At 63.3% G+C, this 17,475-nt stretch carries 21 protein-coding genes and 1 pseudogene; 6 read left to right on the top strand and 16 right to left on the bottom strand.

What is annotated here, in order from left to right:
- Window positions 1-112: 112 nt before the first annotated feature.
- A complete protein-coding gene (recA, locus tag GGR44_RS08345; RefSeq protein WP_183955103.1) occupies window positions 113-1,183 on the top strand; it encodes a recombinase RecA in 1,071 nt (356 codons plus the stop codon).
- Window positions 1,184-1,262: 79 nt separating this feature from the next.
- Window positions 1,263-1,680, top strand: a pseudogene (locus GGR44_RS16900) (transposase); the annotation flags it as partial.
- Window positions 1,681-1,832: 152 nt separating this feature from the next.
- On the opposite strand, the gene GGR44_RS08340 reads toward GGR44_RS16900, so the two are convergent.
- The 5 genes from GGR44_RS08340 to GGR44_RS16890 form a co-directional block, all read right to left on the bottom strand.
- Window positions 1,833-2,384, bottom strand: coding sequence for a gamma carbonic anhydrase family protein (locus tag GGR44_RS08340; protein ID WP_246344415.1), 552 nt, complete (start codon window positions 2,382-2,384; stop codon window positions 1,833-1,835).
- 40 nt (window positions 2,385-2,424) lie between these two features.
- Entirely contained in the window at window positions 2,425-3,345 is a 921-nt protein-coding gene (locus tag GGR44_RS08335; protein ID WP_183955101.1) for a quinone oxidoreductase family protein, read from the bottom strand.
- A 98-nt stretch (window positions 3,346-3,443) separates the two neighbouring features.
- Window positions 3,444-4,796: an acyl-CoA dehydrogenase family protein gene (locus GGR44_RS08330; RefSeq protein WP_246344413.1), complete on the bottom strand. Its 1,353-nt coding sequence runs from the start codon at window positions 4,794-4,796 to the stop codon at window positions 3,444-3,446.
- Window positions 4,712-4,945 carry a Rieske 2Fe-2S domain-containing protein gene (locus GGR44_RS16895; RefSeq protein ID WP_246344412.1) on the bottom strand — a complete coding sequence of 78 codons (234 nt, stop codon included), beginning with the start codon at window positions 4,943-4,945 and terminating at the stop codon, window positions 4,712-4,714. Before GGR44_RS16895 ends, GGR44_RS08330 begins: the two co-directional genes overlap by 85 nt.
- A 33-nt stretch (window positions 4,946-4,978) precedes the next feature.
- Window positions 4,979-5,149: a hypothetical protein gene (locus GGR44_RS16890; RefSeq protein WP_246344408.1), complete on the bottom strand. Its 171-nt coding sequence runs from the start codon at window positions 5,147-5,149 to the stop codon at window positions 4,979-4,981.
- A gap of 99 nt (window positions 5,150-5,248) precedes the next feature.
- Here GGR44_RS16890 and GGR44_RS08320 point away from each other — a divergent pair, with 99 nt between their 5' ends.
- Together GGR44_RS08320 and GGR44_RS08315 are read left to right on the top strand one after the other, a co-directional pair.
- Window positions 5,249-5,455 carry a ferredoxin gene (locus GGR44_RS08320; RefSeq protein ID WP_183955100.1) on the top strand — a complete coding sequence of 69 codons (207 nt, stop codon included), beginning with the start codon at window positions 5,249-5,251 and terminating at the stop codon, window positions 5,453-5,455.
- Between the two features lie 108 nt (window positions 5,456-5,563).
- Complete coding sequence (locus GGR44_RS08315) at window positions 5,564-6,712, top strand: NADH:flavin oxidoreductase (RefSeq protein WP_183955099.1); 1,149 nt, start codon at window positions 5,564-5,566, stop codon at window positions 6,710-6,712.
- Window positions 6,713-6,743: 31 nt separating this feature from the next.
- On the opposite strand, the gene GGR44_RS08310 is transcribed toward GGR44_RS08315, so the two are convergent.
- Genes GGR44_RS08310 through GGR44_RS08290 form a run of 5 tightly spaced genes read right to left on the bottom strand, consistent with a single transcriptional unit; the run spans window position 6,744 to window position 11,903 of the window.
- Window positions 6,744-7,469, bottom strand: coding sequence for an SDR family NAD(P)-dependent oxidoreductase (locus GGR44_RS08310; RefSeq protein WP_183955098.1), 726 nt, complete (start codon window positions 7,467-7,469; stop codon window positions 6,744-6,746).
- Between the two features lie 21 nt (window positions 7,470-7,490).
- On the bottom strand, window positions 7,491-8,492 hold the full coding sequence (locus GGR44_RS08305) for an NADP-dependent oxidoreductase (RefSeq protein ID WP_183955097.1): 1,002 nt from the start codon (window positions 8,490-8,492) through the stop codon (window positions 7,491-7,493).
- Entirely contained in the window at window positions 8,485-9,069 is a 585-nt protein-coding gene (locus GGR44_RS08300) for a nuclear transport factor 2 family protein (RefSeq protein WP_343052312.1), read from the bottom strand. The genes GGR44_RS08305 and GGR44_RS08300 overlap by 8 nt, the downstream gene beginning before the upstream one ends.
- Before the next feature lies 1 nt (window position 9,070).
- A complete protein-coding gene (locus GGR44_RS08295) occupies window positions 9,071-11,407 on the bottom strand; it encodes a membrane-bound PQQ-dependent dehydrogenase, glucose/quinate/shikimate family (protein WP_183955096.1) in 2,337 nt (778 codons plus the stop codon).
- A 40-nt stretch (window positions 11,408-11,447) separates the two neighbouring features.
- Window positions 11,448-11,903, bottom strand: a complete 456-nt coding sequence (locus tag GGR44_RS08290) for a nuclear transport factor 2 family protein (protein WP_183955095.1) — start codon at window positions 11,901-11,903, stop codon at window positions 11,448-11,450.
- 165 nt (window positions 11,904-12,068) lie between these two features.
- On the opposite strand from GGR44_RS08290, the gene GGR44_RS08285 reads away from it, so the two are divergent.
- Both GGR44_RS08285 and GGR44_RS08280 read left to right on the top strand, forming a co-directional pair.
- Window positions 12,069-12,593, top strand: a complete 525-nt coding sequence (locus tag GGR44_RS08285) for an ester cyclase (RefSeq protein ID WP_183955094.1) — start codon at window positions 12,069-12,071, stop codon at window positions 12,591-12,593.
- A 145-nt stretch (window positions 12,594-12,738) separates the two neighbouring features.
- Entirely contained in the window at window positions 12,739-13,014 is a 276-nt protein-coding gene (locus GGR44_RS08280; protein ID WP_246344407.1) for an alpha/beta fold hydrolase, read from the top strand.
- A gap of 66 nt (window positions 13,015-13,080) precedes the next feature.
- Here the strand turns inward: GGR44_RS08280 and GGR44_RS08275 are convergent, their stop codons facing one another.
- From GGR44_RS08275 to GGR44_RS08250, 6 genes are read right to left on the bottom strand one after another with little or no spacing between them, the layout of a single operon-like run.
- Window positions 13,081-13,836, bottom strand: coding sequence for an SDR family NAD(P)-dependent oxidoreductase (locus tag GGR44_RS08275; RefSeq protein WP_183955093.1), 756 nt, complete (start codon window positions 13,834-13,836; stop codon window positions 13,081-13,083).
- Window positions 13,833-14,672 carry an alpha/beta fold hydrolase gene (locus GGR44_RS08270; RefSeq protein ID WP_246344406.1) on the bottom strand — a complete coding sequence of 280 codons (840 nt, stop codon included), beginning with the start codon at window positions 14,670-14,672 and terminating at the stop codon, window positions 13,833-13,835. Before GGR44_RS08270 ends, GGR44_RS08275 begins: the two co-directional genes overlap by 4 nt.
- Window positions 14,673-14,687: 15 nt before the next feature.
- Window positions 14,688-15,242, bottom strand: a complete 555-nt coding sequence (locus tag GGR44_RS08265) for a VOC family protein (RefSeq protein ID WP_246344405.1) — start codon at window positions 15,240-15,242, stop codon at window positions 14,688-14,690.
- 20 nt (window positions 15,243-15,262) lie between these two features.
- Entirely contained in the window at window positions 15,263-15,652 is a 390-nt protein-coding gene (locus GGR44_RS08260; protein WP_183955091.1) for a MaoC family dehydratase, read from the bottom strand.
- The gene (locus tag GGR44_RS08255) at window positions 15,649-16,107 is read right to left on the bottom strand and encodes a hypothetical protein (protein ID WP_183955090.1); all 459 of its coding nucleotides are present in this window, start codon (window positions 16,105-16,107) and stop codon (window positions 15,649-15,651) included. Before GGR44_RS08255 ends, GGR44_RS08260 begins: the two co-directional genes overlap by 4 nt.
- Window positions 16,108-16,116: 9 nt before the next feature.
- Complete coding sequence (locus tag GGR44_RS08250; RefSeq protein ID WP_183955089.1) at window positions 16,117-17,280, bottom strand: acyl-CoA dehydrogenase family protein; 1,164 nt, start codon at window positions 17,278-17,280, stop codon at window positions 16,117-16,119.
- Window positions 17,281-17,475 lie beyond the last annotated feature (195 nt).

The following is a 17,475-nucleotide window of genomic DNA, read 5'->3' as shown; positions in this document are numbered from 1 at the left end:
ATTGCTCTCTCCGCCTCTTTTGTTCTCTTCTTGTTCGACTGGAACAAATCAGATACAAGGCGTCATGGCTCCGGGATAGGCCGGCGCGATCCGCTTGACAGGGGATAGGCAGATGAACGCAATGCTCTCTCTCATAGATTCCAAGAAGACGGGGACCATGGACAGACAAAAGGCACTTGAAGCCGCCCTTTCACAGATTGACCGCGCCTTTGGCAAAGGGTCGGCGATGAAGCTGGGTTCACGCGAGAAGCTTGAGATCGAATCCATTTCGACCGGATCGCTGGGACTCGACATCGCGCTGGGCATTGGCGGCTTGCCGCGTGGCCGCATCGTGGAAATCTATGGCCCGGAAAGCTCGGGCAAGACCACGCTCGCCCTCCATGCCATTGCCGAGGCGCAGAAGGCCGGCGGCGTCGCCGCCTTCATCGACGCGGAACATGCGCTCGACCCGGTCTATGCCCGCAAGCTGGGCGTCGACATCGACGAACTGATCGTGTCGCAGCCCGACACTGGCGAACAGGCGCTGGAAATCGTCGACACGCTGGTGCGGTCCAACGCCATCGATGTGCTGGTGGTCGATTCGGTCGCCGCGCTGGTGCCGCGCGCCGAAATCGAAGGGGAAATGGGCGACAGCCATGTCGGCCTTCAGGCCCGGTTGATGAGCCAGGCGCTGCGCAAGCTGACCGGTTCCATCTCGCGCTCGCGCTGCATGGTGATCTTCATCAACCAGGTTCGCATGAAGATCGGCGTCATGTATGGCAATCCCGAAACCACGACCGGCGGCAATGCGCTCAAATTCTACGCCTCGGTCCGCCTCGACATTCGCCGCATCAGCCAGATCAAGGATCGCGACGATGTCGTCGGCAACGCGACCCGGGTGAAGGTGGTGAAGAACAAGGTGGCCCCGCCCTTCAAGCAGGTCGAATTCGACATCATGTTCGGGGAAGGCATTTCCAAGATCGGCGAAATGCTCGATCTGGGGGTGAAGGCTGGTCTGGTCGAAAAGTCGGGCGCCTGGTTTTCCTATGATTCTGTCCGGATCGGGCAGGGGCGCGAGAACGCCAAGACCTATTTGCGCGAACATCCCGAACTGGCCGACAAGCTGGAACGGGCGATCCGCGGCAAGACCGACGAAGTGGCCGAAAGCATGATGACCGGCCCGGATGCGGAAGACGAGGAATAGGCTGAGGGCGTGAACTCATAAATTGAGTTGAGCCTTCGCTGAGGCGGTGCTTCAGACGTCTTTCAAGAACGGCGGGCGCATGTCGCGGCGGCGGTATGAACTGGCAAGGAATGGCTCATCATCGAGTCCTTGCAGCCCAAAAAGCGGCGGTTGTGCACCGGGTCGATGACCGACGGGTGCTCAGCGCTATCTTGTGGCGTTTCCGGTAGGGCCCGCCCTGGGCGGAGATATTGAAGAACGCTATGGACCATGGACGACCTGCTCCAATCCGTTCGTCCGCTGGCGAAAGGCTGGCATGGGGGACCGGCTGCTGACGGCAATTTCCGCCGGCTTCGAAGGCGAACTGGTCATGATCGATTTCCCCTGCATCCGCGTCCGCCAACATGGTGCGACGGGTAAAAGGGGGATCTACTGATCATGGCATCGGACGTTCCGGGAGTGGCCATATCATCGGGCTCGACGCTCTCGTCGATGCTGACGAACGTCCTGTCAGCCTGTGATTGTCGGGTGGAACGGCCCGGATGACTGTTCGCGGCGGTCGGCCCCCATTTCGCGAGATCATAGACAGCCCTTATCCTCTCGTCCGACACGGACCGATCGCTCCAGCCACTATGCGTGCGGGCCGGCAGGGGTATTGGGCATGATTGCTTCACTCGCCATTGGAGGTGTCGGCTATGCCAGCGGCATTCCAGCCTGCCGCCTCGCGCGCAAGGATGGTGTCGGCCTCCTCCCCCAACTCGGCAAGGTCAGACCCTTCCCAGGCGCGGTGCTCACCCTTGGCATAGGCGCGGGCATTGTCGCGATACAGAAGGGCGTCGACGACATTCGCTCGCAGCTTGTCTATCCGGCGCACGACGCGTCCCGGCGTTCCGATGACGAGCGAGTGGGGCGGGATCACGGCGCCCGGCGGCAGGAAGCTGTGCCCGGCGACGATAGAACCCCGACCGATGACGCAGCGTTCCATGATGGTCGCACCTACGCCGATGAGGCAGGCGGGCTCCATCGTGCAGCCATGGACGACGGCGCGGTGACCGATGGTGCAATAATCACCAATGATGGTCGGATCGTCCCAGCCAATATGGACCATGGCGTGATCCTGAACGCTGGCGCACCGCCCGACAGACACATAGGCCCGTTCGCTGCGCACAACGGCATAGGGCCAAAGGCTGCAATCGTCGTTCAGCCGGACGTCGCCGAACATTCGGACTGTCGGGTCGACATAGGACGGGCTACCCATATGTTCAGCGGCTTATGATGATCTTGCCGTGCGGGCTGCCCGCCTGCGCGGCCCATGCTTGCGTCGCATCGGCAAAGTCATGGCGGCGGGTATCGACCGTCAGGCCCTGTGTCACGGCCATGTCGATCAGTCGGCCATAGGCGGCGCGGCGCTCGCCGGCGGGCCGCTGCCCGGTGCCGACGCCGACATGGCTGCGGAAAACGAGATCGCGCAGTGTCAGCGCGACCGTGGGCCCGGCCTGAACGCCGATGCTCATCATCCGGGCGCCAGGGCGGGTGGCGCGCATCGCGGCCTCGGCGGGCGGGCCGTAGATGATGTCGAGCACGACGTCGAAGCCGCCATCCGCAACCGCTTTCAGCGCCGCGTCGTCATCCCCTTCGCCCAATATGGCGATGGCATCGGCGTGACCGGCGGCCTGCATCGCCTCCAGCCGTTCCCGGTTGCGCGCCGCCGCGACAACGCGGCCCGCACCAAGCAGCCGGGCAATCTGCGCGCCGATCTGACCGACCGGGCCGGTTGCGCCGAGGATGAGGACAGACTCGCCCCTGGCGATCTTTGCTTCTTCCAGCGGGATAAGAGCGCCGGTGCCGGAAATGGCCAGCGCGATCAACTGATCGTCGGGCAAATCGTCGGGAACTGGCCAGATTTCCTCCTCTGCAACCAGCGTCCTTTCAGCGATGGCGCCGAAAGGAGCCTTGCTGTGGCCGAAATAGACGCGCTGGCCATTATCAAGCCGACCGACGCCTTCGCTGCCCGGCACATAGGGCGCGCCGATGGGCCCAAAAAAGCCCTTGGCGCGCATCAGGTCGGTGGGGCCGATTCCGGCCGAGGAAACCTCTATCACCTGGTGACCGGGCTGGGCGGTGGGTTCCGGATGCTCCGTCAGGGCCAAGCGGCCGGTCGTGTCGATAAGCGCAGCGCGCATGCCATACCTCTCAAAAAACAGATGCAGCCAAGCTGCAGGCGGGACAGGGCCGCTCGCTTTTCAACGGGCAGCCCTGTTTCCATTATGCCGTGTCGATCTCAATATCCGCCCGGAGGCGAAATGGGATCGGCTCCCGCAAAATTGCGGCCATAGATTTCATAGCCGATGGTCTGGATATTCTCGATATGCCGCAGCGCCATCGAAATGTCACGCCAGTAGCGGTTGATCGGCTTGTCCAAAGCAAAGCCGGAGGAGCCGGCCTGGAACATCGGCGGTTCGCTGGCGGTGTGGACCAATGCGATCATCTGCGGGCCGCCCGCCCGCTGCTTGGCCTTTTCCGCAAGGGTGAACGCCTCGCCCAGGCCGACACGGTCCGCCTTCTCGGTCAGGTCGAACAGGATCAGCTTGGCGGTGTCGATCATCGCGGCCGCTTCGCCCAGATCGCGCATTTCGGCGCCCGACTTGGTGCGGGGGCCAATGATCGTCGTCAGCACCGGCTTTTTGGGCGATTCCGCGGTCACGATCTCCAGCATGGCCTCGACCGCGCCGATCAGTTGGGCGATACCGGTGGTGCGGACAACCGGCTGGGACTCAGGAATATACACATCCTTGGCAATAGCCGTATCGGAACCGGTGCCCTGCATGCCGGAAACGAACCAGGTATCCTGGATGGTCATGTTGTCCATGGGCAGATAGCACATGCTGATGCCGGGAACCACGGGGCCGTCATACCCCTCCAGCACCACGCTCTGCTGCGCCCAGTTCGGCTGCCGCGACCCGGACATATCGGGCCATGTGCCGCTAATGATCCAGCCGCCGTCAGCCTTGCGGGCCTTGCGGGGCGGGTTGTAGGCGCCGCAGACCGGCCGGGGACCGTCGCCCAACACGGCGTCCTGCACGCCGCCGGGCGCCATGCTGGTGATCCAGCTCGTGCCGCTGATGATCTGGATCACCCAGCTGATTGCCGGATCGCCTTTGGCGATCGCCATCCGCACCCGGCAGAAATCCGTGTGGGAAAGGCCCATGCCGCCCAGCCGTTGCGGCAGAAGCATGCGCAGAAAGCCCTCTTCCTTCGGCATTTTGTCGACGGCGGGCGTGAGGCTGCGCCGCTTTTCGCCCTCGGGCGCTTCGCCCTGCAGGAAAGCGCGGAAGCTGTGCGCCTTCTCAACCATCGCACCAGCGACGGCGTTTTCGGCAAAGATGAAATTCACGAACTCCACCTTGTCCGGTCCCTTGGGCACATAGGTGCGCAGCGCGAGGGCGCCCGAGGCGCCGCCAGCCGTGCGGGGGGCGAAGATGAAGGCGATCAGGATGTTGGCCAATTGCTTGGCCTGGCCCTCCGACAGCTTCTTGAGAAGCTGAGGGATCAACTCCTTGATGATGCGCGGCGCCGGCGGCAGATGGAACCGCTCTTCGGTCGACGTTCGTTCGAAGCTGGCGTCGGCAAACATCTTGAAGGTCTGCGGTAGATGCAGCGATGCGCATCGGCGTTGCCCGATTCGACCGCGCACACCTTCATGCCGCGATGGGGGCAGACGTTCAGCATGACGTGGATTTTGCCGCTGCGGTCGCGCGAGACAATCACATTGTCTTCGGCCATGTTGCGCATGACATAGTCGCCGGCCTTGGGAATTTACGACTCGTGATAAAGGAGCAGCCAGGTGCGGGCGAACACCTGCTCCATCTCCCGGTCATATAATTTCTTGTCATTCATCACCCGCAGCGCTGCCTCGTTCATGTCGCGGTTGATGAGATCGTCAGGCGTCATTCCGTCGTTCAGCGGCAGCCCGGCCTTGTGCAGCATCTTGCTCTCCGGGAGATTTCCCCGGTTGAATCGATTTATACATACTGAACTTAATCTGTTCAAACTGTAATGCGCGCGCCATTCGAAAGGAGAGGATGGATGAGCCAGAAACTGAAAGTGGTTGTCGATAAGGCGGCGTGCTGCGGCTATGGCGTTTGCGCAGAAATTTGCCCCGAAGTATACAAGCTTGACGCCAACGGCATCGTCTATGTGGACGATGAAATCGTTCCTGAAGGACTGGAGGAGCAGGCCCGGGAAGGCGCCGACGCCTGCCCGCAATTCGCCCTTGCCATCGAGCCCGACTGAGCCGTTTCCCTTATGCGCCGGGGCGTGGATGTCCTGTCACACGATAGGTTCTTGGGGCCCATCCCCTGCTGCACGGTCCTGCGACATGCATTGGAGAGGACCGCTTTGATGGGGCAGGTCGAGATATTGTATACGCCGTTTGCGGCAGGCGCTCTGCATCTGCCCAACCGGTTCGTGATGGCGCCGATGACCCGCAATTTCTCGCCGGGCGGCCTCCCCTCGGACGGCGTGGCGGGCTATTATCGACGACGGGCCGAAGCCGAGGTGGGACTGATCATCACCGAAGGCGTGGGCGTGGACCATCCCGCCGCCGTGGGGCGTGAAACCATGGGGGGCGGCGCTTCGCCCGTCCTGCATGGCGACGAAGCCCTGGCGCGCTGGCGCTCCATCGTGGATGGCGTGCATGCGGCGGGCGGCCTCATCATCCCCCAATTGTGGCATCAGGGCGTCATACGCGTGCCGGGCACGGGCTATCATCCCGATGCGCCCTCGGCGCGCCCCTCGGGCATTTGGGGCCCGACCGACAAGGCGATGGTCTCTCCCGACTATCTGGAACAGGTGCGCGCGCCCACCGCGCCGCTGACCGACAGCGAGATCGGCGACCTGATCGCCGCCTTCGCCCGCAGCGCGGCCAATGCGAAGGCTGTGGGGTTCGACGGCGTGGCCCTGCATGGCGCGCATGGCTATCTGATCGACAGTTTCCTGTGGCGCTATACCAATGTGCGGGACGACCGCTGGGGCGGCGGGATCGCCGAGCGCGCGCGCTTCGCGGTCGAACTGGTGCGCGCAATCCGGGCGGCGACCGCTCCCGACTTTCCGGTCATCTTCCGCTTTTCCCAGTGGAAGCTGCAGGATTATGACGCGCGCAACGCGGAAACCCCGGCCGAACTGGAAGCGATGCTGGCCCCGCTCGTCGATGCGGGGGTGGACATTTTCGACGCCAGCACCCGCATTTTCACGGCGCCGGCCTTCGATGGTTCCGACATGGGGCTGGCGGGTTGGGCCAGGAAGCTGACCGGGAAACCGACCATCGCGGTCGGCGGGGTGGGCCTCAGCAAGGATCTGCAATCCTCCTTTGCGCAGCCAACCGTGATGACCGACAATCTGGCGCTGGTGGCCGACAGGATGGCGCGGGGTGAATTCGACCTGATCGCCGTCGGCCGCGCCCTGCTGATGGACGCGCAATGGGTCAGGAAGATGCGCGATGGCGGCGCGGTCAATCCGTTCCGGCTGGAGGCCTACGCCACGCTCGACTGATCGCGCGACGGCGCCGGCGCGAGCAGGGGCGTCAATGGCTGTCGGCGTCGGCATAGACCTGGATACGCGCGATATTGGTGCGGGCGGACTGCCGCGCGATGATGGCGACGGCTTCGGCGACATCCTGCGGTTGCATCGGCGGGATGAAGCTGTCCCACGACGGCTGTCCCCTGGCCTTCATATCCTCGAAAATCTCGGTGCTGGTCGTGCCCGGCGCGACGATGCCCACCTTGACGCCGGATCCGGCGAGTTCGACCCGCAGGCAATCGGAGAAGGCTTCCAGCGCGCGCTTGAGCCCGCCATAGACGCCCACGCCAGGGGCGGTGATGTTCGCGCCGATGCTGGATATGTTGATGATCTGCCCTCTTCCAGCCGCCTTCATCGTCCGCGCAAAAAGGGTGCTGGCGCGCACCACCGCCTCATAGTTGATCGCAATCATCGGGCGCAACTGATCAAGGTCGAACGCATCGATCGGCGCGGCATGCAGCATACCGGCGTTGTTGACCAATATGTCGGCGCGGCCGAAGCGACCCAGGACGAAATCATGCAGCCTTTGCGGCGCGTCCGGGTCCGCCATATCGGCCGCGAAGACGGTGCTGTCGCGGCCCAGTTCATCGGCCAGCGCCGTGAGGCGGTCGGCGCGGCGAGCGACGAGCACCAGGGTCGCGCCCGCTTCGGCAAGGGCGCCGGCGCTGGCCGCGCCGATGCCCGACGACGCGCCGGTAACGATGGCGATCCGTCCTTCCAGATTCTCCATGACTGTTATCCTCTTCCCAGATCAGACGAGACGGATGAGCCGCTTGCCGTCATTTTCGCCGCGATAAAGACCGGCCAGCGCGTCGGGGCAGGATTCGATCCCGTCCAATATGTCCTCGCGCCATGTCAGACGGCCCTGCGCGATCCATGTCCGCAATTGCGCTGTCGCTTCGGCATAGCGATCGGCATGGTCGAAGATGACGAAACCCTCCATGCGGGCGCGTTTGACGAGCAGATGGCGTTCGACGCGCGGTCCCATCGGCCAGGGATCCCAGCGGTCGATCGACGCCGTCCCGCACACGATCACGCGCCCGCGCGGGGCCAGATGCGGCAGAACCGAATCGCTTATCGCGCCAGCGACATTGTCGAAATAAATGTCGATCCCCTCGGGCGCATGGCCTTTGATCGCGGCCGCCAGATTTCCGGCGCGATAATCCAGCGCGCGGTCATAGCCATATTCCTCCACGCAACGCCGCACCTTGGCCGGGCCGCCGGCTATCCCGATCGTGCGGCAGCCAAGGATATGGGCGATCTGGCCAACGGCCGAACCGACCGCGCCAGCCGCCGTGGATACCAGGACGGTCTCGCCTGCACGGGGCTGGCCGACCAGTGTGAGGGCCAGATAGGCCGTCATGCCGTTGATGCCCAAAATGCCGAGCGACGCCCGCATCTCGTCCGCGGTGGTGCGTTGCACGACCTGATCGGCGTCGACACAGGCATAATCCTGCCAGCCGAACCAGCCGGTCACATGCTCGCCGACCGCATAGTCGGGATGCGCAGAGGCGACCACCTCGCCGGAGGCAAGGCTGCGCATCACCGAACCAATGGGCACGGGCGCGGCATAATTGCCGGCATCGGCGATCCAGCCGCGCATGGCGGGTTCGATAGAGAGATAATGATTGCGGACCAGGATCTGACCCGGTGCGGGCTGTTGGATCGGCGCCTGTCTGATCGCGAAATTTTCCGCCTGCGCGATTCCCGCCGGACGCGACGTCAACAGCACCTGACGGTTGGAGTCAGCCATCCAGCCCGGCCTTGACCAGGGTGAATTTCCGCCTGGAAATTTTCCATCCCTCCGATGTGCGAACCAGGCAATCGTCATAATAGCCGGTCGCTCTGTGGGTCATGCCGCCCTGAGCCGCTTCAGGCAGGATCGCGTCGACATAACTGCGCGCGTGCACCTGGTCGTCACGCTTCTCGATCACGATGTTGGTGATGCGGTGCAGCGTCGGCCCCATGTGACGGTGCGCATCGGCCATATATTCGGCGATTTCGCGCGGCCCGCGCCAATGCCCGAAGCTGCCATAATCTGTCTCGCAATCCTGGGCGAAGCAGGTCCGAAACAAAGGCCAGTCCCTTGTGTCTATACCGGTGGCGTAACGCAGCAGCACATGTTTGATTGCTCGTTCATCCTCGGCGCAGACTGGCAAGCGTCTCAGCAGACTGCCATGTGCTGGCATGTTCTTCCTCCCCTTGTTGTCAGGAGAAACATAAGGTCGCGTCGCCCGATCTTGCCCGCCAAAGGGTAGGATCGGGCAGGCAACATCCGGTTTTTTATCGACTTTGCCCGGCCGGCGCGATGCGTCGGCTTCGCGGTGCACGCTATTGTTTGGGCAGGGCATAGGCGATCAACGCATCGCTCGAACCCGAAAGCATGGCGCCATGTCCGCCCGCCGCGATGACCACGAACTGGCGCCCGCTGGCGTTGGACCAGTAGGTCGTGGGGGAGGCGTTGCCGCCCGCCGGCAAGCGCGCCTTCCAAAGCAGCCGCCCGGTGGTGGTTTCATAAGCGCGGAACATATGCTCCTGCGTCGCGCCGATGAAGGTGAGGCCGCTCGCGGTCGCGACCGATCCACCGATATTGGGCACGCCCATGGGGATCGGCACGAAGGTCGGCAGGGCCAGTGGACCGCTGTCGCGCGATGTGCCGAACAGGCGGCTCCACACCAGTTTCCCGGTTTTCAGGTCGACCGCGTTGATGCGGCCATAGGGGGGCTGCTGGCAGGGAATGGCCAGAGGGGAAAGGAAAGGCGCGATATGCGCGGCATAGGGCACGCCCTGCTGGGCGACGGGGCCGCCGACATCGCTCATATGGGCGGCGGTCATCGGCCTGATGCCCTGGCGGTCCGCAACGGCGCGGGGGATAAGCCGATTATAGTTGCTGACCTGGTTGTTGTTGACGATCATCAGGCCGCGTTTGGGGTCCACCGATACGCCGCCCCAGTCGATGCCGCCCAGATAGCCGGGCCAGGTCAGGGTGGGATGCTCGGTCGACAAGGGGGTCATGTCCCCGTCGAAGCGGGCCTGCCGGAAGCGAATGCGGCACATGGCCTGGTCGATCGGCGTCAGGCCCCACATGCCCATTTCCGTCGGGCGCGGACCGCCGAAACTGGGCATGCCAACCGAATAGGGCTGGGTTTTCGAAAGGCGTTCGCCGGGAACGGCGCCTTGCGGAACGGGGCGTTCCTCCACCGGCAGAATGGGCTTGCCGGTCGCCCGGTCGAGGAAGAAAATCTCCCCGCGCTTGGTCGGCTGGAGCAGGCCGCGCACGCCGCCGGGCAGGTCGACCAGCGTGGGCTGGGCGGGCACGTCATAGTCCCAAAGGTCATGGTGAGTCGTTTGGAAGGACCAGCGCACCGCCCCGCTTTCCGCGTCAAGCGCCAGCACGGCGCTGGAATAGCGATCGTCATTGGCGGTGCGATGTCCGCCGAAATAGTCCGGCGTCGCATTTCCTGTGGGCACATAGACGAGGCCCAGCCCTTCGTCCGAACTCATCGGCGCCCAGCTGTTGGGGGTGCCCGGCGTGAAGACGCCGCCGGGCGGCGGCGGGCCGTGGTCGTCGGGCCGGCCGATGTCGAAGGCCCAGGAAAATGCGCCCGAGACGGCATCGAACGCCCGGATCACGCCGGAAGGCTCCTTGATCTTCTGACCATCCATCACCCAGCCGCCGAGGACGAGGCGGCCGCGCACCAGGGCGGGGGGCGATGTGACGAAATAATAGCCTTTCTCGACCGTGCCCAGCCCGGCCTTCAAATCCACCTGACCGTCCCGTCCAAAGCCGGGGCATGGCCGGCCGGTGGCGGCGTCGAGCGCGATCAGCCGGGCGTCCAGCGTCGCGGTGTAAATGCGTTCGGCGCAGAGGCCATCGGCTTGCGGGACGCGATAATAGGTGACGCCGCGACAGACGAGGCCATAGACTCCGGCCAGATCCGTCTTGGGCTGGTGCCGCCATAATTGCCGGCCCGTTTCCGGGTCGAGCGCGATCACATCATTATTGCCCGCGCACAGGAACAGGCGATCGCCGACTTTGAGGGGATTGGCCTGAAAGGCGGTCCCCTGTTTGCCGTCGGTCAGTTTGCCGGTGTGGTAGGTCCATGCCCTTTCCAGATTGCCGACGTTGGCGGGCGTGATCTGGGCCAATGGCGAATAGCGCGACCCGCCCCGGTCGTTGCCATAGGCGAGCCATTCGCCATCGGCCGGGCTTGCAGGCCCCGCTCCCCTGAGCGCGCTGGCAGCCGAGGGCGAAAGATCTGCCCAGAAAGCGCCGCCGACCGAGCCTGTGACGAGCAGAAGAAGTGCGGGCCAAAGGACGCGGCCGCCAGGCAAGGGACGGCCAAGCCCGACATGCTGCCGATAAAAGGGCGTGAGCATGTAGAGGCCCATGGCGACGGGCATGGCCAACCGGGGCGCCAGCGCCCAGCCGTCCAGTCCGACTTCCCAAAGCGACCAGACCAGATTGGCGGCGAGAAAGGCCCAATAGAGGGTGATCGAGAGTGGCGAACGGCGCCAGCCCAGAATGGCTGTGGCGGTCATCACGAGGCCTGAAACGCCATACCAGGGCGATCCGCCGAGCAGCGCGAGTTGTCCGCCCAGCCAGAGCAGCGACAGGCCCGCGAGAAACAACACCAGGACGAAAAGCATGTTCAGAGAGCGGCGCATCAGGCTTCCATTCGCAACTTGAAAAAGGCGTTGTGGGATTTCAGGCGGGCAATTGCGCCGCGAGCCAGTCCGGCACATTCATGCGATAGCATTTCTGTTCGTAGAGGCGGCTGATCTTCCACCCCTGCGCTGTCCGGACAAAGTCATGATGATACCAAAGGCCAAAGACGAGCGTATCGGTCGTTTCGCCATTGCTGACCGTCATGGGATTATAGCACGCGGTCTTGGTCTGCGCCCGGTCGCCGGCGATCTTATATTGGGTGGTGGACACGGCATGTTGGAAGGCGAGAATCGGCGTCAGGCTGGCAGAGAGGAACGCCTTGATTTCGGCGAGGCCGCCGACCACGCCCACCATTTCGGAATAGTCGATCACCGCGTCTTCGGTGAAATAGCGGTCCAGCCCATCCCAATCGCGCGTGTCCACCGCATAGCAATAGCCAACGATCAGATCCTGGATTTCGAACCGGTCCGACATTTCCTGCAGGGTCAGCGTCACGCCCTCTCCTCTCCGCCATCTCACATCATTCTATAGAATCCCTGCTGACATAGTGCGGCAGGCGCGCCGCCTTCCATTAGGTAGGTGCCGGGCGCGGCGACGATGGCGAAGAAATCACAGGCTGAGGGACCATCCCCGCGGACCGATTTTTTCAAGGAGACTATTATGGGCCTCGCCCCGTTCACGGAAGCCGATTTCGTCCTGTCCAAGGAGAAGCGGGCGGAAATTACAGAAGGGCTGACCGAGCGGCAGGCGTTCATGGTCAACCACTGGATGGATCTGCATGAAGTCATCAATCGCGGCGATTGGGATGGAATGGACGTATTTTTCAATACCGACACCATGACCTACGACAATCCCAACCGCCCCGACCTTGGCACCTATCATGTGTGGAAGACCTCGCCGCAGGGCCTCTACAAGACCTTCCCGCCCAGCATCTATCGCACGCTCAAGGCCTGGGGCCGCGGCGAGGACGAGATCTGCGTGCTGTGCCATCACCATGGCAAGCATACCGGCGGTCCCTATATGGGCGTCCAGCCGACCGGCAACGACCTCAACGTGCTTTGGTTTTCCTGGCTGCGTTTCCGTGGCGACAAGATCGATCACATCTATTCGATCTCCGACGTGCTGACGATGCTGAAGGATCTGGAAGTCATCAACGTTCCCCAGCCCGTCGATCCCTATAAGTGATCGAAGCGCCGAACCGGCGGGGCGATGGCCCGCCGGTTCGGTTCAAGAGGACCCGTCGCCGAAGGGAACGGCAAGGGCAGGCAAGCGTCCTTTCCAATGGTCCTTCCACCATGATGATGAGCCCGCCGACATCGTCACGCGCGACATGATGGCGTCGGCAGGGCTGATCGATCCGCTGCCCGAATGGCGTTCGGCGACAACGCCGCCCTGCAGCGTATATATGGTCGCGCCGGGCGCGGTCGCGCTGGAAGCGGTGGCAGTGCGCGTCCCGGTGCTGATCGCCATGGGCGAACGCGACGTCGTTCCCGATTCCATTGGCGCACCCCGTGCCTATGAAAGTGCCGAAGACATCCAGCTCTTCATATGCCCCGGCAGGGCGCATATGCATAATTTCGCGCCGTCCCGCGCCCGTTTCTGCTAGCGCATCCATAATTGGGGCGGCGGCGTGGCTGCGCAGCGGCGGCCGGGTTGAAGGCGGCCGCCGGTTTCAGAGGCTGAAGCCGCCGTCGACGATCAACGTCTGGCCGGTGATGTATCGCGCTCTCTCTGATGCAAGGAAGGCCACGGCTTCGGCAATGTCCTCGCCGCTACCGAACCGTTGCAGGGCGATGCGCTTGCGCTGCGTTTCCCAGATTTGGGGTGAATAGAGCGACGTCAGAAATTCGGCGCCCAAGCCCGCGTCAATGATTCCCGGTGCGACCATATTGGCCCTGATGCCATAGCGGCCCTCCTCCTTGGCTATGGCGCGGCCGAGCGCTTCCATCCCCGCCTTTGGCACGGAGGACAGGGCGTCGCCGGGAGGGAAACAGTAATTTGCAACTGAAACGACTGTGACGAAATTGCCGAAACCCTGAGCGCGGAAATAGGGCAGAGTGGCGGACACGATGCGGGTCAAGCCGACCAGCTCGATTTCAATGACCTCGCGCCATTGCTCTTCGCTGATCTGACTGACGAAGGGCTGTGCTATGTCGACTCCGCTGGCGAAGATCATCGTGCCGATGGCGCCGAACTGCTCGACCGTCTCGCGGATGCCGGTCTCTATCGAGGCCCGATCGGAAAGGTCGCAGATAACGGGCAGGCTCTCGCAAGCGCCGTTCGGCAGGGATGCTGCGACCGCTGAAGCCTTTTCCAGGCTCGACCGATAGCCGATCGCGAGCTGATCCCATTCGGTCGAAAGACGTCGGCAGATCGCGCCGCCAAGGCCGCCTGTCGCCCCAACAACAAAAGCCGCGCCCCTTGTCATAGCGGCAGATGAATGGCGAGGTGATGAAGCAGGCGATCGGCAAAAGCGTCGTTCCGATCGCCCGTGAACATGTGGCCGACGCCGTGGGCGATCTCGACCTCCAGGTGCGGGGCGAGCGCCCGAAATTGCCGGACGCTTTCATCCGATACAATTTCGCTGAGTTCCGCCTTCACCAGCACTAACGGCGATTTCGCCCGGCGAGCGGCGGCGATCAGCGCTTCCCCCTCCGACGGGGGATGCAGAAATTCCGGCGCCGTCGTGCGCGGATCCCAGTGCCAGAACAGGCGTCCATCGACGTCGCGCATGGATTTGGCGAGACCGGACACGTCAGGCAGTCGGGGCTGGCCAAGATAGGTATGAAGGGCGTCGGCCGCATCCTCCAGCGAGGCGAAGCCGCAGTCGCTGGCGCGGAAAAAGTCGCGGATGTCATCAACGCCGTCATCGACCATATAGGGCGCCACGTCGGCGAGCATAATGAGGCGCACCAGATCGGCATGGCGAGACCCACCCACCAGCGCCGACTGGCCACCGCGCGAGGCCCCTACCAGAGCGATCGGCCGGTCGAAGGCCTGGATGATGGATTCGACATCGCGGCCATAGGCCTCCAGCAGATAATCGCCGTCAGCCGCCCATCCGCTGTCGCCATGGCCGCGCAGGTCGAACGTCAGGCCGTAATAGCCGGCCTGCGCCACCAGCAATGCGGACTTTGCCCAGGAACGGCGGCTTTGACCACCACCGTGGAAGAAGCAGACGGGCGGGGCGGCAGGGTCGCCATAAGCGTCCGCGACCATCTCCAGCCCGTCGCCCGGCACGCTTATCCGCGAAGGGATTGTCATGCCGGGAGCCGGCATTCACTCAGCCGCGATCGGCGGGACCATCTCGGCGAAAGAGGGGTGTTCGCCAGGACCCTTATAGGCGAATTTACCCGGTGCATGGTGCCATTTGCCATCGTTGCGGCTCTCGTAGGGCGAGGCGACTTCGATCAGCGCGCCGTGCGTGCTCTTGTGGCCGACCCAGCTCCACTTCTGCCAGGTCATGTCCGGGTCGTTGAAGGTCTGACCGCCGCCGGGCAGGTGCAGCCCCTCGGCCTTGAGCTTTTCCATCGCGCCCGGCACGTCGTCGGTCGCATAGCAGAGGTGATGGACATGCTCGCCCACCTTTTCGAGACGATCACCCATAGGAGTGCCTGGCGCCGGTTGAATGAACTGGATTTCCGTGCCGCCATTGTTGACGAAGGTCGCCCATTTCATGCCGGCGTCGTCGCCGCTCGAAAATTCGTCATATTTGACGATGCGCTCTTCCAGCGATGCGGGATCGAGCACGCGCAGAATCCTGGTCCAATCCTCGATGGCCTTGTCCAGATCGCGCACGACCATGCACACATGGGCAAAGGGTCCGCTAGGCATTGATGTTCTCCTCTGATCTCTTAGATTTCAATAGTCGCCGTGCCGGAATTGACCGTGCCGCGGCCATCGACGTCCAGCGAGAATTCGCAGGTCACGGCATTGCCTTCGATCGCCGCGATCCTGCCCGTCACCACCGCCCGGTCCCCGCCATAGACATTATCCAGAAAGCGCGAATCCATCGTCTTGATCCGCCCGCCCGGAAAGGCACGCATCAGCATGTTCATCATATAGGCGACGTTGATCGGACCCTGGTTGATGACCCGGTCGCCCAGCCCCTTGGCCTTCACCACCTCGACATCGAGATGGATGGGATTGGGATCGGCCAGGAAAACCGCCCACTGCTTCATGGCTTCCGGGCTGACGCTCTCGATCGTGAAAGGCGGCAGCGCGTCTCCGACGGCATGGCTCATGCGGCGAACTCCTTGCGGGGCAGTACCCACACATTATCGGTTTCCAGCACCTGCGTTCCGTCGAGCAGGTGCAGGCGCAGGCGGTAGGTCAGCACATCCATGACGCCCAGCTTGCGGCTGCGCTTACGGACCAGGCTGAGTATCTCTCCCGTCACCTTGTAGCTTTCGCCGACCTTCAAAGGCGCGTCGAACCGCACACCGCTGCTACCCATCATCGGGCCATCCTCGACGTCGAACTCGCATGCTTCGCAAACGCCCGCCACGGTCTTGCCCATCGCGACCTGGGTCGCGATGTAATAATAGATGGGATGGGCGCTGCCATCGGCGGCCGGCTCGACCCCGGTCGACCGGCACAGCGCGGCATTCTCTTCCGCGGTGATGGTGAAGACCTTGTCGCCGTCAAGCGATGTGCCGGCGGCGTCGGGGGCAGGGGGAAGATCGTCAAGATCGCTCATCGTCGGTCCTCAGAAAGAACGCGGCAGGCCGAGGCTCTCGGCAATCGTGTTGCGCACCATTTCGTTGCTGATCGGGGTCATCCGCAGGATGCGATGATCGCGCCAGTAACGCTGCATGTCGGTTTCCGCCGAATAACCCATGCCGCCCAATATCTGGATGCCAAGGTCCGCTGCCTTAACGGCATTTTCCGTTGCGACCATCTTGAGCATGTTTGCTTCGGTCCCGCACGGCATGGCGTTGGCCTGCATCCATGCGACATTATAGAGCAGCAATTCGGTCGTCTTCTGCCAGGTCGCAATATCTGCGACATAGTGCTGCAGGATCTGGAAGCGGCCGATAATGCCGCCGAACGCCTTGCGTTGCTTCATATATTCCAGCGCGTCTTCCAGCACGCCGTCGATCGCGCCCAGGCACTGCGCGCCGACCATGATCCGCTCATTGTTGAGCGTGGGCAGCATCGCGTACCAGGCCTGTCCGGGTTCCCCCAGCACATCTTCGTCGGGAACGAAGACATCCTCATAATGAACCTCGCACGATCCCATTGCGCGCATGCCGAGCTTGGGCAGGAGCGAGGCGGTGATGCCGGGCGATTTGGCGTCGACGAAGAACATGGTGAGACCATGATGCTTCTTTTCGACATTTTTGTCGGTGCGGGCGAGGACGAGCAGCCTGTCGGCGGCCTTGGCGCCGGTCGTCCACATCTTGGCGCCGTTCAGCTTCCAGCCGCCGTCGACCTTTTCGGCATGGGTCTTCATCGCGCCCAGGACGTCAGTGCCGCCATCGGGCTCCGTCATCGACAGCGAGACGCGCAGCTTGCCCTGCGCCATGGGACGCAGCCAGCGATTCTTCTGCTCTTCCGTGCCGACCGCGCTGATCGTCTTCGCGCCGCCGAAGGAGGTGAGGCCCCAGACCCACAGCAGGCCGCCGGCCGTGCGGGCGAATTCGCGGGCAAAGATCATCTGCATCATGACGTCGCCGCCCAGGCCGTCATATTCCTCCGGAATGCCGATCCCGAAAAAGCCCTGCTCGGCAATCTTGTCCCAAAGCGCATAGGGATAATTTTCTTCGTCGGCCTCGAGCGCGCGCATCCAGTCCTTGGGCGCTTCCGCATCAACCCAGCGGCGGACAATGTCCCTGAACGCCTGCTGTTCCTCGGTGAGTGAAAAATCCATCGTCGTTCCCGTTGTTGGCGTTGCGACTAAGCGCGCCGCCGATGCTTTACGAACCTATCCAACTATAGGGCAAGTGGTTGGCCTTGGCTAAACAATCCGCCTGCCAGCCCGGCTTCATGCCGATGGCGACAGGCGCGTTTGCCGCGGCTCCCATCGACACCATCTTCCCCGTTCAGCAGCGTCATGCGCCGACCG

The sequence above is a fragment of the Sphingobium fontiphilum genome (assembly GCF_014196635.1).
In the GTDB taxonomy this organism is placed as follows: domain Bacteria; phylum Pseudomonadota; class Alphaproteobacteria; order Sphingomonadales; family Sphingomonadaceae; genus Sphingobium; species Sphingobium fontiphilum.
Note: the sequence above shows the minus strand (reverse complement) of the source record. Positions and strands in the feature narration are given on the sequence as shown.

What these genes read in the sequence shown, in the direction of transcription:
- recA (WP_183955103.1), top strand. Translation starts at nt 113, where the DNA reads ATGAACGCAATGCTCTCTCTCATAGATTCCAAGAAGACGGGGACCATG.
- GGR44_RS08340 (WP_246344415.1), bottom strand. Translation starts at nt 2,384, where the DNA reads ATGTTCGGCGACGTCCGGCTGAACGACGATTGCAGCCTTTGGCCCTAT.
- GGR44_RS08335 (WP_183955101.1), bottom strand. Translation starts at nt 3,345, where the DNA reads ATGCGCGCTGCGCTTATCGACACGACCGGCCGCTTGGCCCTGACGGAG.
- GGR44_RS08330 (WP_246344413.1), bottom strand. Translation starts at nt 4,796, where the DNA reads ATGTTTGCCGACGCCAGCTTCGAACGAACGTCGACCGAAGAGCGGTTC.
- GGR44_RS16895 (WP_246344412.1), bottom strand. Translation starts at nt 4,945, where the DNA reads ATGGCCGAAGACAATGTGATTGTCTCGCGCGACCGCAGCGGCAAAATC.
- GGR44_RS16890 (WP_246344408.1), bottom strand. Translation starts at nt 5,149, where the DNA reads ATGCTGCACAAGGCCGGGCTGCCGCTGAACGACGGAATGACGCCTGAC.
- GGR44_RS08320 (WP_183955100.1), top strand. Translation starts at nt 5,249, where the DNA reads ATGAGCCAGAAACTGAAAGTGGTTGTCGATAAGGCGGCGTGCTGCGGC.
- GGR44_RS08315 (WP_183955099.1), top strand. Translation starts at nt 5,564, where the DNA reads ATGGGGCAGGTCGAGATATTGTATACGCCGTTTGCGGCAGGCGCTCTG.
- GGR44_RS08310 (WP_183955098.1), bottom strand. Translation starts at nt 7,469, where the DNA reads ATGGAGAATCTGGAAGGACGGATCGCCATCGTTACCGGCGCGTCGTCG.
- GGR44_RS08305 (WP_183955097.1), bottom strand. Translation starts at nt 8,492, where the DNA reads ATGGCTGACTCCAACCGTCAGGTGCTGTTGACGTCGCGTCCGGCGGGA.
- GGR44_RS08295 (WP_183955096.1), bottom strand. Translation starts at nt 11,407, where the DNA reads ATGCGCCGCTCTCTGAACATGCTTTTCGTCCTGGTGTTGTTTCTCGCG.
- GGR44_RS08285 (WP_183955094.1), top strand. Translation starts at nt 12,069, where the DNA reads ATGGGCCTCGCCCCGTTCACGGAAGCCGATTTCGTCCTGTCCAAGGAG.
- GGR44_RS08280 (WP_246344407.1), top strand. Translation starts at nt 12,739, where the DNA reads ATGATGGCGTCGGCAGGGCTGATCGATCCGCTGCCCGAATGGCGTTCG.
- GGR44_RS08275 (WP_183955093.1), bottom strand. Translation starts at nt 13,836, where the DNA reads ATGACAAGGGGCGCGGCTTTTGTTGTTGGGGCGACAGGCGGCCTTGGC.
- GGR44_RS08270 (WP_246344406.1), bottom strand. Translation starts at nt 14,672, where the DNA reads ATGACAATCCCTTCGCGGATAAGCGTGCCGGGCGACGGGCTGGAGATG.
- GGR44_RS08265 (WP_246344405.1), bottom strand. Translation starts at nt 15,242, where the DNA reads ATGCCTAGCGGACCCTTTGCCCATGTGTGCATGGTCGTGCGCGATCTG.
- GGR44_RS08260 (WP_183955091.1), bottom strand. Translation starts at nt 15,652, where the DNA reads ATGAGCCATGCCGTCGGAGACGCGCTGCCGCCTTTCACGATCGAGAGC.
- GGR44_RS08255 (WP_183955090.1), bottom strand. Translation starts at nt 16,107, where the DNA reads ATGAGCGATCTTGACGATCTTCCCCCTGCCCCCGACGCCGCCGGCACA.
- GGR44_RS08250 (WP_183955089.1), bottom strand. Translation starts at nt 17,280, where the DNA reads ATGGATTTTTCACTCACCGAGGAACAGCAGGCGTTCAGGGACATTGTC.